Origin of the sequence: Chryseobacterium sp. MMO-72, assembly GCF_037146035.1 — a bacterium.
Classification (GTDB): Bacteria; Bacteroidota; Bacteroidia; order Flavobacteriales; family Weeksellaceae; genus Chryseobacterium; species Chryseobacterium indicum.
Genome location: NZ_JBBCWG010000013.1, coordinates 96,973 through 120,674, shown reverse-complemented (window position 1 = coordinate 120,674; position 23,702 = coordinate 96,973). Strand labels below are relative to the sequence as shown.

Sequence of the window (23,702 nt, the reverse complement as noted above, 5' to 3'; positions counted from 1 at the left end):
TGATTCTGTTAAACGTCCACAATTAATCCCATGTGGTCACTGGTACTGATGATTCTTCGGTAGTTATTCCAGCCAACAAAAGAAGTCAGCGCTCCTATATTTCCGGGAACAACACCGCCATGTCCTGTGGGTCCGGCTATAGGAAGAGGGAGTGCAGAAGGTAATCCTCCTCCATCTAATGCCATGGCAGAATTATAAATCAAACTCCCTTGTGGAGCTCCCGCTATAGCCGGCACATCTCTGTTGTATGGTGTTCCTGTAACTCTGTTGGCTATGGTAATGTTGGTTGCAGGACCAACAGCCGAACCTCCGCCATAACGTGTTAAAATATTGTCTACACTTGAGAATGTATCTTGTATTACATATTCATACCCCGGATAGCCGTTCGTTGCCCAGGGTCTGGCACTGTTATGAGACCTCAGCATGGTACAAACATATCCTTTGTCTGGCCATATGTTAGCGGTAGGATTAATCTGACGGGTATAGCCAACACCTGCTGGAAAAGCATCCAGTAAACGGTCGTAAGCAATGGGCTCAAAGTGAGTATTAAATAAATCTACATTAAAATCTCCTACAATAACTCCTACCTGATTGGCAGCAAGATCTGTAGTCATTTCAAGAATATTGGATAATTGGTTGGTTCCATCGGCAGCCTGCTGTTTTTTTGGTGAAGCATGGAAAGCCAATAATTTAATCATTTTGCCTGCTGCACCTCCTGCTCCCGGTTCCCAGAAAGTAGTTAAGAAAGGAGTTCTGTTAAATGCATTAGGGAAGCCTAATACCGGAGCAACACCGCCAGCCAAAGGTCCGTGAAAAAGCCATTGTCCCGCAAGTTTCCTATAGGGTACACCAGGGTTAATTGTGTTAAGTCCGGCAGGTGCATTGCCGGCAGGCAGAAGGTTTACCCAAGGAGGACCATAGTTAACGAGGTTTCCCAGTCCTATGTTAGTAACCGAATCAGATGGGTTGCCATCGCCCTGCCATCCCCATGGACCTGTAAATTGTACTCTGGCATGGTTATAAAATACAGAGATACCCTCCTGAACATTTCCTTGTCCCAGTCTTAGCGGGGGAATAAGCCGCCAGTCGTCACCCGGAAACCAGGTTCTCATTTGTTGTAGCAGAAATATGCTTCCATCAGCACCGCCGGCAGAAATTAAAGTACCTGCAGCTCCGGCTCCGGTAGATGTTTCTACTACGACAAAAATATCGGGTTTGTTCTGAGTGATTGTCGTTCTTATTACTCGTTTTCTGTAGCCCGGTTGCGGAGGAATAATAAAAGATCCATCCCATCTCCTTTTAGCCCGGGGTGCATCGATCTTGTTAATTGCGAATTGCCGTATGTTCCAGTAGAGTATTCTTGCCATGGTTGTTATTTTTTATGTACATATGATTTAAGGCAATTTATTCTGATTTATTATAAGCAGCGTACCAACCCAGACTTTTAGCGGTGGCACCCGGATTGGGATTACCGAACAATAGGAAATCCGTATTTCCTCCGGGAGGTAATTTCAAAATGCCCAGTAATTTCAAAGCAATGTTAGATAAGGTCAAAAGGTATGAGTTCTGGTCTTTTACGTATTGTAAACTCAGTTTATCAATAGATAATTTTAATACACCCTGTATGCTCAGAAGTTTAGCATTACTGGAAGTACCGGGCAGCTTAATACCTACAAATGCATTGTAGCCGGGAGCCGCACTTTTAGATCCAGGGCTCCACGCAATCAGAAGACTGGCATTAAAACCTGCGCTGCTGGCAAGCTCTCCGGGTGAGCCCATATTAAGTGTCATCTGCAATCCGTACCAGTTACCAGCAAGTCCCGTGGCATTGATGCCGGGCAATGCAAGCTTTAAATACCCTTGTCCTGATGGAGCCGATTCTTCATTGCCACTCAAGAGCTTATTGATCTGTAAAGCAAAATTAGGATAAAGGCTATTCTGTCTGGCATTGCTTTGTGATGAATTGAAAGCAATCTGAGAGGCATCGAAAGCAAAAGTTGTAACTGAAGGCGTATTTAGATTAAATGACATATTTACATACAGGTTGCTGTAACTAAGCCCTTGTTGTAATGTGTCATTGTTTATTGTGATGCCAAAAGAAAAAGTATCAAGCGGATAATCTGTTTCCCCTTCGCCGGAAGCCGGAGCTATCATTGTATCGAAGTTAAGATAACCCCACATGGTAAACCTCGATTGTATATCGAGTGCTGCAGGATCGGTTGTGAGTGTATTGAACTGTATTTTGGTAATTTCTACATTCGTAAGCAGATTACTGTCAAAGAAGAAAAGATTATCGTCTTTATTATCAAAAACATATACAGGAGTGCCATTATGATCCTGATAAGTGCCATTGAGTACCACTGTATTCAGACTGCCTGAACCGTAAGGATTGTTTGTATGAGTTACTTTATCAGAGAAGAGATTATTCATGGTAAGCTGTATTTTACTGGCAAAATCTTTGATGGCTGTATTTTCAAAGAGTACCTGTAGAAACAATACTTTAAAATCATAAGTAGCGCCTGCTGCAGGCTGTATCGGCTTATTAGGATCTAATCCCTGTGAGATTTGCTGGGCATATGCAGGATCAACATAATTTATCAACCCGAACAAAGAGCTTACAGGATCCATGGTTATCACACCGCTTGCATCTACACGGTTTACTTCTATTCCAAAGTGATGTGCATAGAAGTTTTTAAGGTTAATTCCACTGATTAGTCCTTTTAATTGTTGAGGGAATTCTTTTAGATCGATTGTTGCTTTAAGAGCCAGAATGCCATTCCAATTAGGATCATTGATAATGGAATGAAACTTCTGATAATATTCAAGCTGTCCGGAGGCAGGATTTAAGAGAGCAGCGTTATATGCATCTTCAGCCGCCTGTAAATAATCCTGAAGCCACGATGATACGGCAACCAGCTGGTTATAAGCAGCATTGGGATCAGTATTGTCTTTATCAATATTAAATGCATTAGCCTGAGTCCATTCTTTCGGATTTTTTACCCGATCGATAATGCTGCCCTGACAGAATTTAAAAATTAAAACATTATTATAGTCGGCATAAGTATTACTTGTTCCCACATTCAGATCAAAAGGCCAGTCTTCAATAGACATTTTATTGTTGAACACCGGTTGATTGCTTGAGCCACCGCCTGATGTATTCATCGTTGAGAATAAATTGCCTAAATATTGATTATTGGTCATTACCAGAAACTGCTGATTGGTAAGAAATGCGCTTTGCATTTGAGGCATCAGATTAATAAAACTGAGCTGATATTGCGGAGGTGTTGCCGGTATTTGTCCTTCGGGATTTAGATATTCAGGAGAACCATTATTTACGGTATTCTGCGCCAGATTTAGTAATCCCCAGCTGCCGTCATTATTTACATTGGCAACCATTCCCTGAGGTGTAGCAGAGGCAGTGTAAGACATTGCTTCCGCTTCTGCCATGCTTCTTTTTGCCAGACTCTTGCTGGAACGAGGTACGGTGAAGGCGGCTGATATCAATGCTTTTCTTTCTGCACTAAGCACCTTGGATTCAAATGTATTTATATCTTGTGAGCTTGAAGAAGATACAGTACTTATGCCAAGATAAGGCACCAATGGCACTGCGAAATTGTTGTCTTGCGGCATATCTACCGAAGGCTCATAAAACCCTAGAAATCCTGTGATGTTATTCGCAGATGAAGCTATACCATGATCTTTGGCAAATAAAGAAGCTCCCTGAGGTTGTGAAGCATATTGCACATTGCCGGAAATTTGGGTAACAATATTAGCCCATGCCGTGAGATATGTACTGTCGAGAGTGGGAGCATCTGTCCCCGGATTGGCAAGTGAAACTTCCTGCCCCGGAAAATTAGCGGCAAAGGCGGCCTGCTTTGAAATAAAGCGTATAGTATCGCCGGTAACAGCACCGTTATTATTTTTATAAGGAGTAAAGGTAATGATCTCAGTACCTGAAAGTCCGGGAAGCAAACTGTATTGCCCGTTTTCATCGGCAAAGGCAGCTTGTGATGCTTCTGGATCAAGATAAAAATCGCCTTCCGGTGAAAGGTAGTATGGATCGAAGCCTGCTGCATCCTGTGGTGATATTACAAAACGTGCGCTGTAGTCTGTCGGAAATAAATTATTGACAGGTGCACCTGAATCTATCATGTTTACCAAAGGCCATAAAGTAAGAGGGTAGCCGGTATTGATAGCATAATTACTGGGCAGGGAAGCAGATCTTTTCTGACCGCTAAGTGTATTGTAGATCTGACCAGTGATGGCAAAATAGGTATTCAGTCCGTTATTATTAGCTATATCGAGCAGATCGATTTCGGTCTGGGTAATTAAATAATCATTGCCATTGCCGGTTTTCAGCATAGGATAAGAGAAACAGGAACGTGGTTTGCTGTTGCCGTAATAATATTTATTTTGTAAGCCATATGCTGTAAAGTCCAAATTCATATTAAGCCCCAGTGAAAAACGAAAAGATCCTGTACCCGGACCGCTGAAAGGAATCGTAATGTCGCTGTTGAAGAGCGAACTGGTTCCAAGTACTTTATTCGCAAAGTTCATATTAGGATTGCCCGGAGTCCAGATAAGCCGTAAAGCATCCGGAGTTGTTTCCGGCTGTAATGTCATAGTGGTATTGTTCAGTATGGTAAGCGTAGCAAAACTATTTCCGATGGTAGTGTTAAATGTCTGCCCTACTACAAAAGGTTTATTGGCTCCATATTGAGCAAAATTAATAACGGTCGTATTTTTATCAGAAGGTTTTTCATTAATGTTACTCAGCCATGCAACTGTAAGATTGGCTGTTACGTTTTGACGAAACGTAAGCAGATAAGAACGGTAGTTCTCTGTAAAGGTTTTTGGATCGGCGGGAGCTGTTTTGGCAAAAAGAAAATAGACCTGTTGCTGTACTGCAGTCTGAAGGGTAATAGCAGGATCAGTATAAGCAGATCCTTCCGGTAGCAATAAAGCAGTCCAATGTTGCCCTATTTGATTGTATATATACAGCGCAGGGTTTCCGGAGTTTTCATTGCTGAATATGATTTCTGTTTCGGATTGTGCCATAAGAATAATTGTTTTTTATCAAAATAGGATACAGGTAAATTCTTAACCGGGGCAGAATAACATAACAACAATCACGACATCTAAAAGGGACAGATTTAATACTGTAATTGTTTTTCCGGCAAAGTTGCCTACAGCAATTGCCTGCTGACCGGGCTTTAAATAGTGTGTACCATTGAACGTTGCCGTACTGTCCAGTTGAATAGTACTTGTATCTGGTGCGCCGGTTAATACAACTGTGGCTATATTAGCCTGACTGTCATTGGTAATAGAACAGATACAATCGCTTCCATTGTTGGTTTGCTTTTGTGCAAATTCATATCGGGAAAGCCATACAGTGTCTGCTTTAGACTTGACCATACCCTGAGCCGTTGCCAGAGTATGACCAAGAATAAATAATAAGAGAATCTGAAAGCGGAGTTTACCGCTACAATTAGCTTGTTTGACACTGAATGCTTGCCTCAGCATCATTTTGAGCATTGGTAATGTTGGTGATGGTAACTGTTGAACCGCCAAAATCACCAAAAGCTGTAACTACGATGTTTGGAGAATTGGGCTTCAAAGAATACACCCCGTCGAAAGGTGTTGTCGACTGACCTGCATTGTCTACAATAATACCACTTGCCGGAGCTCCCGAAATAGCAAATTTTAATACATTACTTCTGCTGGCGTTAGCAATGGTGATGGTAGAGTTTGTACCGTTTGCCGTATTCCAGGTACAGAATTGACCTGATTTAATACTTGCACTTCCACTTTGGTTGATTACTGGATTTTGTGATGCCATAATTATTAGTTTTAAGGTTTAAAAAATATTTTAAAATTACTTATGTCAAAGAAGTCAATTATTAAAAAAATATCACAGTCTGGCTTTTTAAAATTTGCCTTGTTGATGTAATAGAAGATTCATTAAAGAACAACTCAAAGTAAAGAAAATAAAATAATACACCATTAGGTGAAAATACTTAATTTATAAACTGCGTATTTATACTTAACTGATTATCAGCGTTATGCAAACGTATAAAAACACGTGCATTTAAGGAACTGAGCTTCCTGTAAATAAATATTAGAGGTAAATAAACCTAATAATCATAGCGGTCTGGCAGGAGATTCAGTATATCTTTTTTATGTAATTAATGGTTTTATTCGGTTAAATATTTTCAGATAACAGACAAATTTTATATTTGAAAATCTGTTCTTTACAGTTGTTTAAGAAGAAAAAAAGCAATTTCTTTTTACAGCAATAAAAAAATCTATATATTTGCACCAGTTAAAACAAGCGCTCTTTATCTTACTTCAAAAGTTACTCATTTGGTAATATTTTGAATATAACAGCAGCAAAAGCATACGGATAAGTATTTTTCTGAAAAGTATGAATTATATCCGCATAGCAAAAGTTTTATCAGTTTACTTTTAAAAATTGATCCGGTAGTTCAGCTGGTTAGAATGCCGCCCTGTCACGGCGGAGGTCGCGGGTTCGAGTCCCGTCCGGATCGCAGAGAGTCTTCTAATTTTAGAAGACTTTTTTTATTTATATCATTTTATATTTTCAGATTAATCCATAAAGAGTTTTATATAATTTTCTGAAAATAATTCCCGACATTTATACAGAATAAACCCTAATTTTTTAAATTTCCATTAGCAGAAATATCAAGATTAAAGAGAAAATAGCGGATGATTACATTAAACTTTGATTGGAACAATAAGGAAGAACTGAAAGAAAATCTTCTGATATGGGCTTATAATGAAAGTTTAATACTGTTTGAAGATGATGAAGATGTTCTTTTTTTTGATAATGAATGGATGGGAATCATTTTTCCGTACATATTTGATGAAAAATGTGCCAAAAGAGGCTTTATAATTCTTATTCTTAAAAACTATATCAGAGATTGTTTTTTACGGAGAAGATCATTATCGGAATTAGAAACTATTCAGAAATTGTTTGTTAGCGAAATGCAGACTTATTGTTCTGTAAAAAAAGATTCTCTCATTCAGGATTGTATAGAGTACTTTATGGTTTGTAAAAGCAAATTAGAAAAAGGTCATAAACACACAAAATAATTCTGAATTTCTGTTTTACCCGTTTTTCAACATTAAACTTTCCGCCAATCATTTATAAACAAAACGTTACAAGGTATTTAACAGCTTATTTAATATTTACCACTTTTTATATTTATATTTTTTCGATAGAATTTAGCTAATTGAATTATTTATTAAAAATTAGTAAAATTTTAAAATTATTCTTCTTTTATTTTAAATAAATATGTATATTCGTTAAATAATCACAAAGTTAGATGAGAATTATTCAATTAATCACACAAAGTTGAATAATGTCATTAAAATTATTTCGAGAAACCTGTAAGTAGTTGCTGTTCTGCAATCTATTCCAAATACATTTTAATGAACATTTAACTTATTAGAGTATAATAATAAGTAATAAGCCTTAAAGCTATGAGGTTAATGTTTATTGTATGTTCAGTCCTGATTTCACCACTGCTTTTATCTCAGGTAGGGGTGAATACTCCTAATCCTGATCCTTCAGCGGCACTTGATATTGTGGCAAAAGCATCAGATAAAGGAGTTCTCATTCCGCGCGTTCCTCTTCAGAGCGTTACGGACGTTTCTACCGTTCCTAATCCTGCAGTCAGCCTGCTTGTTTATAATACAACGACAAACAGCGGAATTACCAAAGGCTACTATTATTGGGATGGCAGCAAATGGCTCAGATTTAATGACAGTTCAAAAATTTTCTACGGAAACTCAGATCCTGCTATTCCTACGACCAACTCTACGGGAGATATATTTGTTAATAATTCTACGGGAACTCTCTTTGTGTATAATGGCAGCAATTGGATTTCGCAAATGTCCGGAACGGAGATTCTTTCTGTAAAAATTATTGCAACAGATGGTCAGACGGAATTCCCGACTCCCTGGAATGTAAGTTCTTCTAATACAAAAGTCTACAGAAATGGCGTAAACATAGATTTTCAGGTTCTTTCTTCATTTAATATAAAACTGGAACCCGGAGTATCCTGCTATGCTAACGATGAAATAAAAATTTACAAATTCTTATAAAACTTTAAAATTACTTATCATGAAAAGGTATCTACAAACTTCAGCAATCCTGGTATTCATTCTTTCATCTTTCGGAATGGTAAATGCGCAGCAAACGACAGGCGATGTAACCCAAAATTCGGCTAATGGTGCAGCACAGGCTCTTAACGGAACAATAAGAGTAATAGACAACAAGGGGACAATTAAATACCTGCAGGCTAAAAACGGGATTACAACGCTTACTAATACAACGAATAATGTAACAACTACAACCTGGCAACTGGGAGGTACGCTTACAGATGACACAACTATTGATCTTAACGGCAAAAAGTTCGGATTAGCGAAAGTCCTTCAGAACACCAATGCAAATCAGGCAGGATCTAATGTTCCTTCAACTTCTGCAACATTGGGAACTTCAGGGTACACAATTCTGGTAAGAGATGAAGCTACAGGAAATGTTTTAAAAATGCTTGCAACAGATCTTGTACAAAGCGGACAGGAAAAATTTACCTCTGCGGCTGGCCAGACTTCTTACAATTTAACGGGATCTCCTGCATTGCCTGCTTATTCACAGGTATGGGTATACAGAAACGGAGCAAAATTAATTGCCAATGAAGATTATACAGTCTCAGGATCTGTGGTAACTCTCGTTCCGAACAGTACTGCTCCTAACAACTGGTCTGTACTGGCGGGAGACATTATCGAGGTTCAGTATCTGAAATAAGAGATTTCTTTAGAATAATAATTGATCAAAATTTTATTGATAACATGAGACTGGCAAATTTTTCAATTTTATTTTGTTTGTTTTTGTCTTTTTCACTCTATGCACAAGTGCGGGTAGTTGATAACAAAGGTACCCTTAAACAGATTGATGAGTCAAAATGGACTTTATCCGGAAGTAATATTTACAATAAAAACTCTGGGAATGTGGGTATTGGTGTAACCAATCCTACTGAAAAGCTTGACGTTAATGGAATCGTAAAATCTGTCGGAGCTGCCTATACCAGTGCAGGTCTTATTAATAAAATTTTATATGCAAATGCTTCTGGTAATGTAAGTCCTCTTTCTTTAGGCTCAGGACTTACATTCTCCGGCGGTATTCTTAATACCGTTAATAACGGAACTGTAACAAGTGTAGGGCTCAGTATGCCTGCTGCGTTCAGTGTCTCAAATTCTCCCGTTACCGGATCGGGAACCATTACTGTTTCGGGTTCTGGTACAGCTGCACAATACATCAGAGGAGACGCAACGTTAGGAAACTTTTTATTATCAGGTTTAAATGATGTTACTTTGTCTGGTCTTACAGCAGGACAGATTTTGCAGTATAATGGTTCAGTCTGGGCTAATATATCTCCAAATTCTGCTCTTACCAGAGGAAATTTAACGACAACCACTACTGGATTGTCCGTAAGCGGAGGTACTAATGCTGTTTTAGGAAGCGGAGCAGCAGTCGATTACAATTTAGTGACTGGTATCGGAGGGCTTTCCGCAGGAGCTCAGGGAGTCTTGGGAGGAATAGGAAATACAAACACGTATATTGGTGCGGACGGACAGAAACATTTGCTTCCTTCGGCATATTCTTTACCAATTGCAAGTTCCACAACTCTTGGAGGGGTAAAGATTGGTTCAGGAATTAATGTTGCGGCAGACGGTACAATATCGGCGGCGAATACGGGGACAGTTACAAGTGTAGGACTTAGTATGCCTTCTGCATTTAGTGTTTCCGGCTCTCCGGTTACCAATTCGGGAACGATTACCGTTTCCGGTTCGGGAACAACTGCTCAATACATTAGAGGAAACGGAACTCTGGGAAATTTCGCATTGTCAGGTTTAAGTGATGTATCTCTTTCCGCTATTGCAGCAGGGCAGATTTTACAATATAACGGATCTGGCTGGATTAATACATCACCAAATGCAGCGCTTACAAGAGGTAATATAACGACATCAACAGCGGGATTAACTCTAACAGGCGGTACCAATGCTGTATTGGGGAGCGGAGTAACTTTAGACTACGATTTAGTTACTGGCATCGGTAACCTTGTTTCAGGAACTCAGGGAGTCTTGGGAGGGACAGGAAATACAAATACCTATATTGGTGCAGATGGGCAGAAACACTTGTTGCCTTCAGCATATTCTCTGCCTGTTGCAAGTGCCACAATTCTTGGAGGGGTAAAAATTGGCTCAGGAATAAATGTTGCTTCGGACGGAACGATTTCAGCCTCAAATACAGGAACTATAACCAATATTGCCACAGGAACAGGACTTACGGGAGGACCCATAACCACTACAGGAACCATATCTTTGAGTAATACTGCGGTGACTGCAGGGGCTTACGGAACCGCTTCTACTGCTGTTCCTACATTCACGGTAAATGCACAGGGACAATTAACTGCAGCAGGAACTTATCCAACATCAGGAATTTCTATAGCAGGTGACGTTACCGGAACTTTAGCAGCTTCCACAGTTACGAAAATTCAGGGACGAAATGTTGCTAATACGGCTCCTGTAAACGGACAGACATTGGTTTACAACACCACTACCAGCCAATGGGAACCCAACAATTATACCTTTCCTCAGTTGCTGGTAGATGCTTCGAGAACCACAACATATACTCCCGCTGTTGCCTATGTTGTTATCCCCTACAATACAACAGCAGTAAATGTAGGAACTTCCTATAATACAACCTCAGGAAATTTTACGGCTCCGGCGACAGGAACGTATCAGATTATCGTAAATAACAGTTTTAATGCAAATACAGCTGCCAACCATGCAATTACAACCAGAATTGTTGTAAATGGCACAACAGACACAGAATCATCCTGTTCGGCATCTCCATACGCAGGAAGTGGCGTTAACATTACAAGTTCACCATCAACTGTGGTTAGTTTAACATCAGGACAAACTGTTACCATTCAGGTCGGAGGGCTGGTAGGAAATGTTACGGCTTTAACAGGTACCGGACAGCACAGATTGAAAATCATCAGATTAAATTAATTTTATGAATTAGTCTTTTTCATTGGCTGTCTATATTTTATGGAGTGAGTTCTCAGTTTATTTCCTGTATAATAGTTTTTTAGTTACATATCAGTGAATTATCAGATAAGCTTGAAAATAATGAGCTTTCAGAATGGATTATCTGCTCACCGTATTTTTACGGTAAATGAACGCTGTATTTTTTTTATCCGATTTTAGGTCTGATATTTGTACTGAGTAGAAAAAATTATCTGCCATTTTTATTTATGAAAAACAGACTTGTGAAAAAATCATTTCTTTACGCATTCTTTATTACTTTAATGATGGTTTCCTGCAAAAAGGAAATTGAAAAAATCAGCGATAAAATCAGTGATACAACATCATCAATGAGTGAACCCGATTCTGAAAAAGATTCTATAATTGTAAAAAAAGATTCTGTAATAGAAAAAGAATCTTTACCACCCGCAATGCAGGAAGATGGTTTTTATAATGCTTTTATTTTCCCAAAAGACAAAAAAATGAAAGATTCTCTCTTCGGAATCTTCAATGAAAAGTATACTGAAAAGGAGCGTTATGCTATTTTAGCTTTAAACAGGCTGGATTCTAAAAATAAATGGAATGCCGATACTCTGGTTGTTCCGGCAAAAATTGATACCACATTGATGGAGTATTCTCCTTTCCCGATGCAGCTTGATGTACTGAGTCCGGTGAAAAAGTTTGTAATATTCTCTTACCCTATTCAGGCTTACGGAGTATATTCAAACGGAACATTGGTAAAATGGGGTCCTACAAGTATGGGGAAGAAAACCGCCAAAACAAAGACAGGTCTTACTTTTGCCAACTGGAAAAAGCAGCTGGCAATTTCAACTGTAAGCAGCGAGTGGAAGTTACCCTATAATTTCAACATCTTTAATCTCGACGGAATTGGATGGCATCAGTATGATCTTCCGGGTTATCCTGCATCGCACTCCTGTTTAAGATTATTAATGAAAGATGCAAAATGGCTTTACGGTTATGCAGATACGTGGGTATTAAATCCGGGTGGTGCAACTACAAAAGCAAAAGGAACTCCCGTAATGGTGTATGGAGATTACGGCTGGGGCAAAAGAAAACCTTGGAGAAAACTTCTGAACGATCCGAATGCAAACAGCGTTTCTGTGGAAGAAATGACTAAGATGATAGAGCCAAACATCGAAAAAATACTCAAAGAGCAGGACAACAGAGAAAAAGTGGTGGATTCTATAAAAGCGGCAAAAGCTGTATTGGAACAGATGCCGCAAACAACCAAAACTGTTGCTCCTTAATCGATCTTTTCGAATTGCAGTGTAGATTCTTCGGCAAATCTTCTGAGCTTCTGCATTTCATCCTTCCCTTTATACTGACCGAAACGTGCTGCTGTATACGTCAGTGCAATGCAGAATAACATAATAAAGGATGCGGTAAGCGCCCATGGAAATTCCTGACTGTTGATTTGCTTTTCAACATAATACATGGAAATAAAAACCATCCAGAGGATCGAAAAAACAAAATATAAAAACATAAAAAACGTCCAAACTGCGGAACTGGGTCCGAAAACGCCCCGTATCGCAGTTTTTTCGTCTTCAATTTCAATCCTTAAAGACAACCTTGGTTTCCAGTAGGTTTCATAATCTGTTTCCACACAGATGGTTGCAACTTCTTTATTAATGTTGCCGGAAAATTCATCTTTATGCTCTTTAAGGTATTTTTTCAGATTTTCTGCATATTCTTCTTTGGTTAAATGAGTGAACATCTTAAATCGCGGTCTGGTTCTTATTTTGTCCAGTGTAGTTTCTTCGGTTTTCATATCATTCTTGTTCTTGGTAAGGTATCGGATCTTCGAGAGTAAAGCTCAAAGTCATTTGTTTATTTTTTCTTTCAATCAGCATGTCAATGGTTTTTCCTTCGTCAGATTTCATCAGTTCCATAATTTTATTCAGAGTCATATCTTCTGTTTTTTTGCCGTTAATACTAATCAGGCGGTCATCTTTCTGAAGTCCTGCTTTAGCTCCCGGAGAATCTTTACGGACTCCGGCAATGGAAAAAATAGGTTTTAAGACAAAATTATACTGCAGATTGTTATTAATGATTTCAATGCCATTGGAAGGACTTTCTTTGCTTTTAGCGGGAAGATTCACCACATCTTTTGTCCATTCCATTCCGTCCTGCTTAAAATCCAGACCGCTCATATTGAAATGAAAAGGATCATCGTAATTACCGTTCTTTTTTAAATACATTTTCTGATCAGAATAATCGAATGCAACGGTAAAACGTCTCATGATATCTCCGCCAATTGAGCCTTTTCTGTTTTCCACCATATTTACGTGCTGAATGGAGTATTCATCAGGCATTGCCGTTAATGGCTTTTCAAATTTAAAATCTCCGAGATACAGGTTGTGAATTCTGCTTCGTTTGCCATACACATCACCATTAAAACCTCTTCCCAGATAATCATCAATATTCGGTCTGTTGTATACAAAATCTTTAATGAGGGCAGGAAATAGCCACATCGGATCACTATTTCCCAGATCAATCAGCAATTTTGAAGGTTTTCTTTCTCTGGTCATTTCAACATCAGCCACAACATAAGGCTTGTTTTTTTCGATGCTGATATCCATCTCTCTGAAATTTTTTATCTTTTTTTGAAATAGATTTTTATCGTTGTAAATGGTAATTTTTTTAGATGCATAATCAATCAGGACAGGATGGTCTTTAAAAAAATGATAGCCGATAATTCCATTCACCGGAATTCCTACATGTGAGGAAATATTAAAATCCTGATCGGTAATGATATAAACCGTCATTGAATAATTCACGAAATTTTTTCCGATTTTCGCAATATTATTGTCGGAACGTAATCCGTCGATGCTTGCACTGCCTCCTAAACCTGCAAACTTTATCTTTTCAACATTCTGAAGACTGATTTCTTTATTTTCCAGACTGAAAATTGAAGTTTCTGCCACTCCCGTATCCAGTAAAAAAGTAAGATTAACCCCATTAATGTTAACGGGAATAAAGATTAAATTGGCAATAAGCTTAAAGGGAATAACTGTTTTTTTGGCATCCTTTATTTCAAAAGAGTTCTGAGCATTCATTAAAATGCTGAACAGCAACAACACAAAAAGATACCTCAGTTTCATTTACTGAATTTACTGAATTTATCAATATCAGCAATAAAAAAACATTCCCAAAATGAGAATGTTTGTATTTTGTTTAATAATTTAAAACGAATGTTTAGATTTCGATAATCTATTTGGAGAAAAAATCCATCAGATCCATATAATTTTTCTGGTTCACTCCATGACCGCTCATATATTCTCTGAACGTAAAATAACAGCTTAAATCATACAAAAGATCTGCCGCTTTTCTTCCCCATTCCAAAGGAATTACGGCATCATCTGTTCCGTGAGAAATAAAGAAGCGCAGTCTTTCCAGTTTTTTCTTATCCCTTACAATGTCGGTGAGTAATTTTTCTTCCGGATAAGTGCTTAAACACGCCACAAGATTAAACATTTCAGGATATTTCAGAGCCAGAGCATAACATAAAATTCCTCCCTGACTGAAGCCGCAAAGGTGAGTCTTTCCTTTGGTAATTCCATAGCTGTTTACAATTTTAAGAATGCTTTCCGTAACGCTGTTTAAAGATTCTGTAGCCTGCGGAACATCAATAAAGTTGTCAGGATTATTAAAATCGATATCATACCATGAAAAGCCTTCAAACTGGGTGTTTCTTGGAGCTCTGAAGCTTACGATAATCCAGTCTTTAGGAAGTGTTTCCCTGAAGCTGAAAAGATCCTGCTCGTTGCTTCCATAGCCGTGAAGCATGAAAAGAATCGTGGTGTCGGAATTAATATTTTCGGGTTCTCTTACAATATAATCTAAATTCATAAGGCAAAGATAATTATTAATGATGTATTTATCCTTAGCAGCATCAAAATAAGACCATTTCAGAGACACGGACAAACTGTCTTAAAAACTATTGTCCAGTCATTCAATATTCAGGCAAAAACAACGGTGTAAATATTTATTGAATTGATATTATTTGCAAATCATTGTTGGAAATTTTTCATAAAAGTTATTTTTATATTGATAAAAAACCTATATTTGGAACATTAAAAATCTATTTGGAGAAATGAAGCAATTTTACAAATCAAAAAGTTTACTTAGACTTTCTTTTTTATTCGCTGTATTATTTTCGGCAATTTTAGTTGTTAATTCTTGTAAGAAAGATGACGAGGACGGATTTACAGATCATATTATTCAATTTGAAGCTAAAATAAATACAAAAGGTCCAAATCCACCTGCAAATCCACCAGTTACAGGAACTTTCAAAACAGTAGTTACACAAATCGGAACAGGGCAGAGTACTACTTTCAATCCTACAGGAACTACATGGTCCAGCGGAGAGCAGTTTGTAAGCTCAAGCCAGGCTCAGCTAAATTTAGCAGCAAATGCAGTTCTTCCTTATTCAGATTCTGAGCTAATCATCAATATTTATGTAGACGGTGAAGTTGCAAAAACTAAAAAAGTAGTAGGATCGGGTACGCAGAGTGCATCACTTTCTTACAGCTTCTTAGAATTATAAGAAAAAATTATTCAAAATACCAAGACCATCTGAAAAGGTGGTCTTTTTTTATTGACATTACCTAAAAAATCGGGGGCGCAAAATTGAAAATTTTGCGCCCCCGATTTATACTATATTATTAACTTTTAAATTACTTTCACAATAAAATAGCTCTTCTTTCCTTTTTGAAGAAGTAAAAACTTGCCGTCAATCAGATCACTTTCATTGGCAGTGTAAACATCATTAATTTTCTGTTTGTTTACGGAAATAGAATTTCCTTTCAGCTCTCTTGTCGCTTCGCTTTTCGATTTTAAAAATCCTGATTTTTCAGATAAAAGATCTACGATATTTACGCCTAAAACATCATTCTTCACCACTTCTTTTTGCGGAACTCCGTCAAATACTTCCAGAAAAGTTTCTTCATCAAGACTTACCAGATCTTCTGCGGTTGAACGTCCGAAAAGAATCTCAGATGCTTTCAATGCCTTTTCGTATTCATCTTTTCCGTGAACCCATACCGTAACTTCCTCAGCTAATTTTTTCTGAAGTTTTCTTTCGTGAGGAGCCGTTTTATGATCTTCAATTAAAGCTTCAATTTCTTCCTTCCCTAAAAATGTATAGAATTTAATGAATCTTTCTGCGTCTTCATCCGTTGCATTCAGCCAGAACTGGTAAAATTTATAAGGAGAAGTCTTCTTTTTATCCAGCCAGTAATTTTCTCCGCTTTCAGACTTCCCGAATTTAGAACCGTCGGCTTTTGTAATCAGAGGAACCGTTAATGCAAAAGCTTCACCCTGCGCTTTTCTGCGGATAAGTTCAGTTCCGGTCGTGATGTTTCCCCACTGGTCAGAACCTCCCATCTGAAGTTTAACGCCGTTATTTTGATACAGATGTAAAAAATCGTATCCCTGAATCAACTGATAGGTAAACTCCGTAAAACTCATTCCTTCTGCACCCGATTCTCCCGAAAATCTTTTCTTCACAGAATCTTTCGCCATCATATAGTTTACGGTAATATTTTTCCCTACATTTTTGGCAAAATCTAGGAAAGATATATTTTTCATCCAGTCGTAATTGTTTACCAGTTCCGCTTTATTCGGCTCGCTTCCCGAAAAATCCAGAAATCTGGAAAGCTGATTTTTAAGACAGTCTACATAATGAAGCAAAGTATCTTCATCCAGAAGATTTCTTTCCGCAGACTTTCCTGAAGGATCCCCAATCATTCCTGTTGCGCCACCCACCAAAGCAATCGGTTTATGACCGTGCTGCTGAAAGTGAGCTAAAATTTTGATCTGAATAAGACTTCCGATATGCAAAGAATCTGCGGTAGGATCAAAACCGATGTAAGCTGTTGTCATTTCCTTATCCAGTTGTTCGTCCGTTCCGGGCATCATGTCGGCAAAAAGCCCGCGCCATTTCAGTTCTTCAATAAAAGAGTTCATTATTTTCTGATTTAAAATTTTAATGTGCAAAGATAATCATTTCAGAGCAATAAGGCGAAGACAGAAACTTTCAATTCAGGATGAAAAAGAAGCTAATTTTTTAGGAGCTGTTTCCTGCTCTCCGCACTCGCTATTTTGATTGATATAGGTTTCGGCGGCAAAGCCGCCGAAACCTATATCAATCAAAATGAGCTCAGACAAATGCTGCGATCAGGGCTAAACCTCGGTCGGTAATACCATTTTTACCAAAAAATCATTTGATTTCCTGCATTGTATTTTCAGCGAAAATCAGTTATATTTGTTACTAATGAACGACGAACAATTATTTCCTCTCATTCAGAAAGCGAAGGAAAAAGACCAGAAAGCCCAGACAAAGCTCATCAACATTTTTTGGGTTGATGTTTTTTCTTTTGTAATGAAAAAAGTTCATGACGAAAATGATGCTGACGAAATCACCGTAAATGTTTTTTCAAAAGTCCTTTCAAAGCTGGAAATGTACGATCCGCATTTTCAGTTTAAAACATGGGTTCTCACCATCGCGCAGAATACCATCATCGATTTTTGGCGGAAAAAATCTAAAGAAAATCAGGACCCTACAGAAAATCTGGATGAAGTAAAAAACCAGTATGCCAAATCTCCTGAAGAATTAATGATTTCCGAAGAAGAACAAAAGAAAATCATAAAAACAATAGAATCTTTAGATGTCAATTATCAGGAAATCATTCGTTTAAGATTTTTCGAAGAAAAAAGCATCAAAGAAATTGCTGAAGAATTAGGCATTTCTGTCGCCAATACAAAAGTTAGGGTGATGCGCGCAAAAAAAGTTCTGGCAGAATTACTGAAAAATAATGAGTTTGAGGATCAGTAATCACAAAATCTCCATCTTCAGTCATAAAACATAATGCACTGAGGTTTATCATATTCTGAATAAATTTTTAATAATTGCTAAAAATCATATATGATTAAACGTTTACATTTTCTAAATTCGTATGAAAATTAAGAAATATGACTTTTGGAATTGAGGCTGCAAGCTATTATGTACCTTCATTATATTTGAAAATAAAAGATTTAGCAGAAAAAAGAGGAATCGAACCTGCAAAACTCGAAAAAGGATTGGGATTGCATAAAATGGGCTTTCCCGATGTTCATGAAGATGCCGCAACATTTGCAGCAGAAGCATTATTTAAACTCATACAGGATTATAACATCAATCCGAAAGAAATATCAAGAATCTATTTAGGAACAGAAAGCGCTTTGGATGCCGCTAAACCAACCGCTTCTTACGCTATGCAGATGGTAGAGAAAGTTCTGGAAAAAGAATTCGGAGAACGGGTTTTCAGAAATTGTGATGTGGTAGACATGACTTTTGCATGTATTGGAGCAGTAGATGCGCTTCATAATTCTTTAGATTTTGTAAGAGCAAACCCTGATAAAAAAGCGGTAGTCATTGCAAGTGATTACGCAAAATACGAACTGGCTTCTTCCGGAGAATATACACAGGGTGGAGGAGCAGTTGCGGTTCTAATTTCTTCAAAACCTGATCTCATTGAAATTGAGAACAATTGGGGAGTTGCCACAGAATCAGTGTTTGATTTTTTCAAGCCGCGTCGTCATTTCAAAAAAGAAGATTTAACGAATGCTCCCGAAAGTTTTCCCGAAAAAATAGAAATTTTCACGGATGAACCTGTTTTCGACGGACAATATTCCAACCAGTGTTATCAGGACAGAATTAGAGAAGCCTACGATCATTATAAAGAAATTACAGGACTTAATAAGCCTTACGAAAACTGGAAATATCTGATCTTCCATCTTCCCTACGCCTTCCACGGAAAGAGAGTTTTCACAGAAATTTACAGCTTAGAAAACGGTTTGTCTTACGAAACTCCTGAAGAGCAAAAAGCAGTGGCAAAATCTGATGGTTATATTCAGTTTATTAATGATAAAATTGAAAAATCTCAACGTGCATCTTCGGAAATCGGAAATATGTATACCGCTTCCATTTTTATGGCTCTACTTTCCGCTTTACAGACATCTTTTAACGAGAATGAAGAGTTGGCAGGACAGCAAATCGGATTTTTAGGATACGGAAGCGGATCAAAATCCAAAGTTTTTGCCGGAAAAGTTTCAGAAAACTGGAAAAAGGTGGCCGAAAAATGGAATTTATTTGAAAGCTTAAAAAACAGAACAGCAATTGATTTTGGGACTTACGAAAAACTCCACAGAAAGCAACTGCGAAATTCAGTTAACGAAAACTATAAAGGTTTCGGTTTAACATCAGTAGAATTGGAAAATCCTGTTTTAAAAGGAGCGAGATATTATGATTATCAAAAATAAAAACTTAATGAAAAACACTCTATCTTTGGGGTGTTTTTTTATTATAGCGTGAAAATAGAAAGAGTTATTGAAGAATTTAATCAATTGGATGAATATCTTAACAGAGAATATATTCTAAATATTTCTCCAGAAGAAATTTTAGCAACTTTGGATGATTTGGTGTTATCAAAAGATGATTTTCCACATGAAATATATAATTGTTATGATCTTAATGAAAATCAAATTCAAAAATTAAGACCATTTTTAACGGAAGAAATCTATCCTGATTTTGATAAGTATACGTATCAATTATCTTGTTATGAAGATAGATATTAAAATTAATCCCAAAGCCCGATTTTATCCTGATAGCTCTTCGGAGTTACTCCCACTAATTGCTTAAATACTCTCGTAAAATAATTCGCATCCGAAAACCCTGTCTGATAAGCTGTTTCCTTAATGCTGTTCTGGTTCGCCAAAAGTTCTTTTGCCCGATTGATTCTTTCCTGCAAAATAAACTCATTCGGAGAAGTTCCCAGTTCGTCTTTAAACATTTTAAAGAAATTAGATTTGCTAACATATGCCATTTTTGCAATGCTGTCTATCGATAATTTCTGATGAAGGTTTTTCTTAATATAATCTACGGCAAAACCAATTCTGGATTTATTTTTTACAATATTTTTCTCCACCATGCTTCTCGCTTGTGTCTGCATCAGGCGGATCAGAAGTTCCTTCAAAGCAAAATCTGCCATAATATCTTTCTGTGAATTGTCGTCCATCGCAATTCTCATGATATTATTGGTTGCCGAAGCCAAAGACTGATTATTAAACAGAAAATATTCATCCAGTTCAATATTCCAGCGCGAAGTTTCGTCTACTTTCGGAAGATGATAATTGAGGTGATTAAGAGAACTCTCTATGAATTCAGGATTCAGGCTTAGAGAAATACACTGGGAAGGTGTTTCATCGGCTTCAGGAAAATCGATCACCATTGTTTCTCCCGGCGAAACCAGAACACTTTCTCCCGGATAATAATCGAAATATCCCGTTTTATGATCTATTTTCATGTGCTTTTTGCCTCGAAGCATTGCCGTGAATGCAATCGTTTCAAAATGCAGTTTTACATCGAAAGCAGCCTTATGCGTTTCGTAGATACTGAATTCACAATTGTTTAGATTGAATTTTGTCTGATTTTCAACCAAGTGCATAAGCTGGTTTTCCCTTTTCAATTCAGGAGCTTCTAATAAAATCTTGTTATTGTTCATTTCTAAACATTTTTAATAGCCTGTTTACTCAAATATAGAAAATAATCGGCTTATAATACTGTTAATGAAATAATAAAATTCTCAGTCTGCACGATTTTGAAGTTTTTTTGTACGATTGTGCTATCCGAATCTCTAAGGGAAGTGTAATTTGGCAATAAATAAAAATTAAAATTGTACGAATATGAGCACTACAACACAACAACAATCAGGCACACTATTGCAATGGCCTGAATTTAAAAAAAGATATGACAACTACATCAACGGGCAATTTACAGCTCCGGTCAACGGACAGTACTTCGATGTAGTTTCCCCCGTTGACGGTAAAAATTTCACACAGGCAGCGCATTCATCCAAAGAAGATCTTGAACTGGCGGTAAATGCGGCCGAAAAAGCATTCCAGACATGGAAAAACACTTCTTCCACAGAAAGGAGTATCATCTTAAACAAAATTGCCGACAGGATCGAGCAGAACTTAGAATACATCGCAACCGTTGAAACTATTGATAACGGAAAAGCGGTAAGAGAAACTTTGGCAGCAGATATTCCTTTGGCAATCGATCATTTCAGATATTTTGCGTCCGTTATCAGAGCAGAAGAAGGTTCTCATAACGAACTGGATAAAGATACCGTTTCATTAATCGTTCACGAACCGCTTGGAGTAATCGCACAGATCATTCCGTGGAATTTCCCGATCTTAATGGCAGTCTGGAAATTAGCTCCGGCTTTGGCAGCAGGAAACTGCGTTGTTTTAAAGCCCGCAGAAAGTACTCCGATTTCCATTATGGTTCTTATGGAACTCATCGGAGATCTGCTTCCGGCAGGAGTGGTAAACATTGTGAACGGTTTCGGAGCAGAACTGGGAAGAGCTTTGGTAACCAACCCGAAAGTAGCAAAAGCAGCCTTTACAGGATCTACAGCAACCGGTAGACTGGTCATGCAGTACGCAACAGAAAATATCATTCCTGTAACCTTAGAATTGGGAGGAAAATCTCCAAATGTTTTCTTTAATTCGGTAATGGATGCGGACGACGAATTTTTAGATAAAGCCATTGAAGGCGCAGTTCTTTTTGCTTTGAATCAGGGTGAAATCTGTACATGTCCGTCAAGATTACTGGTTCAGGAAGACATCGCAGATGCTTTCATTGCCAAAGTGATCGAAAGAGTAAAAGCCATCAAAGTCGGAAATCCTTTAGATAAAACCGTAATGATGGGAGCACAGGCTTCACAGATTCAGAAAGACAAAATCCTTTCCTACATCAAATTAGGAAAAGAAGAAGGTGCAGAAGTGCTTGTTGGAGGCGATGTAAATCACGTCGGAGAAGGTCTGGAAAACGGATATTATATTCAGCCGACCATCTTTAAAGGAAACAACAGAATGAGAATCTTCCAGGAAGAAATTTTCGGACCTGTTCTGGCGTTCACCACCTTCAAAGACGAAGAAGAAGCATTAAAAATTGCAAACGACACCATTTACGGTCTTGGAGCAGGAGTTTGGACAAGAGATGCCCATCAGCTTTATAACATTCCGCGTCATATTGAAGCAGGAAGAGTTTGGGTAAACCAGTATCATGCATATCCTGCAGGAGCACCATTTGGAGGATACAAACAGTCGGGAATCGGTCGCGAAAACCACAAAATGATGTTGGATCATTACCGTCAGACCAAAAATATGCTGATTTCCTACAACAAAAACAAACTAGGTTTCTTTTAATCTTAAATATTAGGGCGTGCCCGTTTTCCCCGTCTCGGCAACGGGGAAAAACGGTCGGGCTATTCAGGGCTCCACTTCGTTTCGGTGCTCCGTTTCACTCCGCACCGGCTCGTTCCTCGCCGCCCTTCCTATCCCTCACGCGAACAACCATTCGTCCTGATCCGGAATTTTCGGGTGAGCAGGAATGTTCATGTCATTTAGACCCTTATCAGGAATTTAAAAAACCAGACTAAACTTAAAACCAACTCAAAAAAATAAATAATGATTCCAAAAACAATGAAAGCAGCAGTTGTTCAAGGCTATGGACAACCCCTGAAAATAGAAGAAGTTCCCGTAAGAGAACCCGGAAGATATGAAGTACTCGTAAAAGTAATCGCCTGTGGCGTTTGTCATACAGATTTACATGCGGTGGACGGCGATTGGCCTGCAAAACCGAAAATGCCTTTAATTCCGGGACATGAAGGAGTAGGGATCGTGGTTGCATGTGGTCCTGAAGCTTTTGTAAAAGAAGGAGATGCAGTGGGAGTTCCGTGGCTCTATTCCGCTTGTGGATGCTGCGATTACTGTATCACAGGCTGGGAAACACTTTGCGAAGCCCAGAAAAACGGAGGATACAGCGTTGATGGAGGTTTTGCCGAATATGTCATTGCAGATTCACGATATGTAGGACACCTGAAACCGGATGTTAACTTTTTAGAAATTGCACCGATCCTTTGTGCAGGAGTTACCGTATACAAAGGCTTAAAGGAAACGGAAACAAAACCGGGAGAATGGGTTGCCATTTCGGGAATCGGTGGATTGGGACACGTTGCTGTTCAGTATGCAAAAGCAATGGGAATGCATGTCGCCGCCATTGATGTTGCAGATGATAAACTGGATCTGGCTAAAAAATTAGGCGCAGATCTGGTCGTGAATGCCAAAACAACAGATCCCGGAGAATACCTCCATAAAGAGGTTGGCGGAATGCATGGTGCGTTAATTACAGCAGTATCTCCGATTGCCTTTAAACAGGGAATTGATGTTCTTCGAAGAAAAGGAACCATTGCTTTAAATGGTCTTCCGCCGGGATCATTTGAACTTCCGATTTTTGAAACCGTATTAAAAAGAATCACGGTGCGCGGTTCCATCGTAGGAACTCGAAAAGATCTTCAGGAAGCACTGGATTTTGCAAATGAAGGACTGGTGAAAGCAACGGTAACCCCGGCAAAATTAGAAGATATTAACGATGTTTTTGATAAAATGAAAAAAGGGCAGATCGATGGCAGAATCGTTCTCGATATTGCAGGAAGTTAGAATTAAACAGAATTTAAGGT

Annotated in this window: 20 protein-coding genes and 1 tRNA gene; 12 read left to right on the top strand and 9 right to left on the bottom strand. The window is 38.2% G+C overall.

The genetic code is table 11. The features are described 5' to 3' along the window. Window positions 1-8: 8 nt before the first annotated feature. The 4 genes from WFH39_RS16785 to WFH39_RS16770 all read right to left on the bottom strand — a co-directional run bounded on the left by WFH39_RS16785 (window position 9) and on the right by WFH39_RS16770 (window position 5,839). A complete protein-coding gene (locus tag WFH39_RS16785) occupies window positions 9-1,367 on the bottom strand; it encodes a hypothetical protein (RefSeq protein ID WP_336690716.1) in 1,359 nt (452 codons plus the stop codon). 37 nt (window positions 1,368-1,404) lie between these two features. Beyond that, entirely contained in the window at window positions 1,405-5,058 is a 3,654-nt protein-coding gene (locus WFH39_RS16780) for a hypothetical protein (protein ID WP_336690715.1), read from the bottom strand. A gap of 42 nt (window positions 5,059-5,100) precedes the next feature. Continuing rightward, window positions 5,101-5,415, bottom strand: coding sequence for a hypothetical protein (locus WFH39_RS16775; protein WP_336690714.1), 315 nt, complete (start codon window positions 5,413-5,415; stop codon window positions 5,101-5,103). Between the two features lie 73 nt (window positions 5,416-5,488). Then, the gene (locus WFH39_RS16770; RefSeq protein WP_214589004.1) at window positions 5,489-5,839 is read right to left on the bottom strand and encodes a hypothetical protein; all 351 of its coding nucleotides are present in this window, start codon (window positions 5,837-5,839) and stop codon (window positions 5,489-5,491) included. Window positions 5,840-6,474: 635 nt separating this feature from the next. Between WFH39_RS16770 and WFH39_RS16765 the strand changes: the two genes are divergently transcribed. The 6 genes from WFH39_RS16765 (at window position 6,475) to WFH39_RS16740 (ending at window position 12,383) form a co-directional block, all read left to right on the top strand. After that, window positions 6,475-6,548, top strand: a tRNA-Asp gene (locus WFH39_RS16765). A gap of 178 nt (window positions 6,549-6,726) precedes the next feature. Beyond that, window positions 6,727-7,113: a hypothetical protein gene (locus WFH39_RS16760; protein WP_336690713.1), complete on the top strand. Its 387-nt coding sequence runs from the start codon at window positions 6,727-6,729 to the stop codon at window positions 7,111-7,113. Between the two features lie 399 nt (window positions 7,114-7,512). Beyond that, window positions 7,513-8,127 (top strand): hypothetical protein, encoded by a 615-nt coding sequence (locus tag WFH39_RS16755; RefSeq protein ID WP_235131420.1) that lies wholly within the window; start codon window positions 7,513-7,515, stop codon window positions 8,125-8,127. Window positions 8,128-8,146: 19 nt separating this feature from the next. Further along, on the top strand, window positions 8,147-8,830 hold the full coding sequence (locus WFH39_RS16750; protein ID WP_336690712.1) for a hypothetical protein: 684 nt from the start codon (window positions 8,147-8,149) through the stop codon (window positions 8,828-8,830). Window positions 8,831-8,913: 83 nt separating this feature from the next. Continuing rightward, entirely contained in the window at window positions 8,914-11,100 is a 2,187-nt protein-coding gene (locus tag WFH39_RS16745) for a beta strand repeat-containing protein (protein ID WP_336690711.1), read from the top strand. 260 nt (window positions 11,101-11,360) lie between these two features. Beyond that, complete coding sequence (locus tag WFH39_RS16740; protein ID WP_336690710.1) at window positions 11,361-12,383, top strand: L,D-transpeptidase; 1,023 nt, start codon at window positions 11,361-11,363, stop codon at window positions 12,381-12,383. On the opposite strand, the gene WFH39_RS16735 is transcribed toward WFH39_RS16740, so the two are convergent. The 3 genes from WFH39_RS16735 to WFH39_RS16725 all read right to left on the bottom strand — a co-directional run bounded on the left by WFH39_RS16735 (window position 12,380) and on the right by WFH39_RS16725 (window position 14,985). Beyond that, a complete protein-coding gene (locus WFH39_RS16735; RefSeq protein ID WP_271160764.1) occupies window positions 12,380-12,904 on the bottom strand; it encodes a hypothetical protein in 525 nt (174 codons plus the stop codon). The genes WFH39_RS16740 and WFH39_RS16735 overlap by 4 nt on opposite strands. 1 nt (window position 12,905) lies before the next feature. Then, window positions 12,906-14,237, bottom strand: a complete 1,332-nt coding sequence (locus WFH39_RS16730; protein WP_235131415.1) for a PDZ domain-containing protein — start codon at window positions 14,235-14,237, stop codon at window positions 12,906-12,908. Window positions 14,238-14,346: 109 nt separating this feature from the next. Next, complete coding sequence (locus WFH39_RS16725; RefSeq protein WP_336690730.1) at window positions 14,347-14,985, bottom strand: alpha/beta hydrolase; 639 nt, start codon at window positions 14,983-14,985, stop codon at window positions 14,347-14,349. A 244-nt stretch (window positions 14,986-15,229) separates the two neighbouring features. Here WFH39_RS16725 and WFH39_RS16720 point away from each other — a divergent pair, with 244 nt between their 5' ends. Next, window positions 15,230-15,682, top strand: coding sequence for a hypothetical protein (locus WFH39_RS16720; protein ID WP_214589013.1), 453 nt, complete (start codon window positions 15,230-15,232; stop codon window positions 15,680-15,682). A gap of 125 nt (window positions 15,683-15,807) precedes the next feature. Here WFH39_RS16720 and tyrS read toward each other — a convergent pair whose 3' ends face one another. Beyond that, window positions 15,808-17,103 carry a tyrosine--tRNA ligase gene (tyrS, locus tag WFH39_RS16715; protein WP_336690709.1) on the bottom strand — a complete coding sequence of 432 codons (1,296 nt, stop codon included), beginning with the start codon at window positions 17,101-17,103 and terminating at the stop codon, window positions 15,808-15,810. 307 nt (window positions 17,104-17,410) lie between these two features. Between tyrS and WFH39_RS16710 the strand changes: the two genes are divergently transcribed. The 3 genes from WFH39_RS16710 to WFH39_RS16700 all read left to right on the top strand — a co-directional run bounded on the left by WFH39_RS16710 (window position 17,411) and on the right by WFH39_RS16700 (window position 19,752). After that, entirely contained in the window at window positions 17,411-17,971 is a 561-nt protein-coding gene (locus tag WFH39_RS16710; protein ID WP_235131412.1) for an RNA polymerase sigma factor, read from the top strand. Window positions 17,972-18,108: 137 nt separating this feature from the next. Continuing rightward, window positions 18,109-19,437 (top strand): hydroxymethylglutaryl-CoA synthase family protein, encoded by a 1,329-nt coding sequence (locus WFH39_RS16705; RefSeq protein ID WP_336690708.1) that lies wholly within the window; start codon window positions 18,109-18,111, stop codon window positions 19,435-19,437. A gap of 48 nt (window positions 19,438-19,485) precedes the next feature. Then, a complete protein-coding gene (locus WFH39_RS16700) occupies window positions 19,486-19,752 on the top strand; it encodes a DUF7683 domain-containing protein (RefSeq protein ID WP_235131410.1) in 267 nt (88 codons plus the stop codon). A gap of 2 nt (window positions 19,753-19,754) precedes the next feature. Here the strand turns inward: WFH39_RS16700 and WFH39_RS16695 are convergent, their stop codons facing one another. Then, window positions 19,755-20,678 carry an AraC family transcriptional regulator gene (locus WFH39_RS16695; RefSeq protein ID WP_336690707.1) on the bottom strand — a complete coding sequence of 308 codons (924 nt, stop codon included), beginning with the start codon at window positions 20,676-20,678 and terminating at the stop codon, window positions 19,755-19,757. A 181-nt stretch (window positions 20,679-20,859) separates the two neighbouring features. Between WFH39_RS16695 and WFH39_RS16690 the strand changes: the two genes are divergently transcribed. Together WFH39_RS16690 and adhP are read left to right on the top strand one after the other, a co-directional pair. Then, complete coding sequence (locus tag WFH39_RS16690) at window positions 20,860-22,389, top strand: aldehyde dehydrogenase family protein (RefSeq protein ID WP_336690706.1); 1,530 nt, start codon at window positions 20,860-20,862, stop codon at window positions 22,387-22,389. Window positions 22,390-22,650: 261 nt separating this feature from the next. Beyond that, a complete protein-coding gene (adhP, locus tag WFH39_RS16685) occupies window positions 22,651-23,682 on the top strand; it encodes an alcohol dehydrogenase AdhP (protein WP_336690705.1) in 1,032 nt (343 codons plus the stop codon). Window positions 23,683-23,702: the final 20 nt, after the last annotated feature.

What these genes read in the sequence shown, in the direction of transcription:
- WFH39_RS16775 (WP_336690714.1), bottom strand. Translation starts at nt 5,415, where the DNA reads ATGGTCAAGTCTAAAGCAGACACTGTATGGCTTTCCCGATATGAATTT.
- WFH39_RS16735 (WP_271160764.1), bottom strand. Translation starts at nt 12,904, where the DNA reads ATGAAAACCGAAGAAACTACACTGGACAAAATAAGAACCAGACCGCGA.
- adhP (WP_336690705.1), top strand. Translation starts at nt 22,651, where the DNA reads ATGATTCCAAAAACAATGAAAGCAGCAGTTGTTCAAGGCTATGGACAA.
- WFH39_RS16705 (WP_336690708.1), top strand. Translation starts at nt 18,109, where the DNA reads ATGACTTTTGGAATTGAGGCTGCAAGCTATTATGTACCTTCATTATAT.
- WFH39_RS16785 (WP_336690716.1), bottom strand. Translation starts at nt 1,367, where the DNA reads ATGGCAAGAATACTCTACTGGAACATACGGCAATTCGCAATTAACAAG.
- WFH39_RS16710 (WP_235131412.1), top strand. Translation starts at nt 17,411, where the DNA reads ATGAACGACGAACAATTATTTCCTCTCATTCAGAAAGCGAAGGAAAAA.
- tyrS (WP_336690709.1), bottom strand. Translation starts at nt 17,103, where the DNA reads ATGAACTCTTTTATTGAAGAACTGAAATGGCGCGGGCTTTTTGCCGAC.
- WFH39_RS16690 (WP_336690706.1), top strand. Translation starts at nt 20,860, where the DNA reads ATGAGCACTACAACACAACAACAATCAGGCACACTATTGCAATGGCCT.
- WFH39_RS16695 (WP_336690707.1), bottom strand. Translation starts at nt 20,678, where the DNA reads ATGAACAATAACAAGATTTTATTAGAAGCTCCTGAATTGAAAAGGGAA.
- WFH39_RS16770 (WP_214589004.1), bottom strand. Translation starts at nt 5,839, where the DNA reads ATGGCATCACAAAATCCAGTAATCAACCAAAGTGGAAGTGCAAGTATT.
- WFH39_RS16730 (WP_235131415.1), bottom strand. Translation starts at nt 14,237, where the DNA reads ATGAAACTGAGGTATCTTTTTGTGTTGTTGCTGTTCAGCATTTTAATG.
- WFH39_RS16720 (WP_214589013.1), top strand. Translation starts at nt 15,230, where the DNA reads ATGAAGCAATTTTACAAATCAAAAAGTTTACTTAGACTTTCTTTTTTA.
- WFH39_RS16725 (WP_336690730.1), bottom strand. Translation starts at nt 14,985, where the DNA reads ATGAATTTAGATTATATTGTAAGAGAACCCGAAAATATTAATTCCGAC.
- WFH39_RS16755 (WP_235131420.1), top strand. Translation starts at nt 7,513, where the DNA reads ATGTTTATTGTATGTTCAGTCCTGATTTCACCACTGCTTTTATCTCAG.
- WFH39_RS16780 (WP_336690715.1), bottom strand. Translation starts at nt 5,058, where the DNA reads ATGGCACAATCCGAAACAGAAATCATATTCAGCAATGAAAACTCCGGA.
- WFH39_RS16750 (WP_336690712.1), top strand. Translation starts at nt 8,147, where the DNA reads ATGAAAAGGTATCTACAAACTTCAGCAATCCTGGTATTCATTCTTTCA.
- WFH39_RS16760 (WP_336690713.1), top strand. Translation starts at nt 6,727, where the DNA reads ATGATTACATTAAACTTTGATTGGAACAATAAGGAAGAACTGAAAGAA.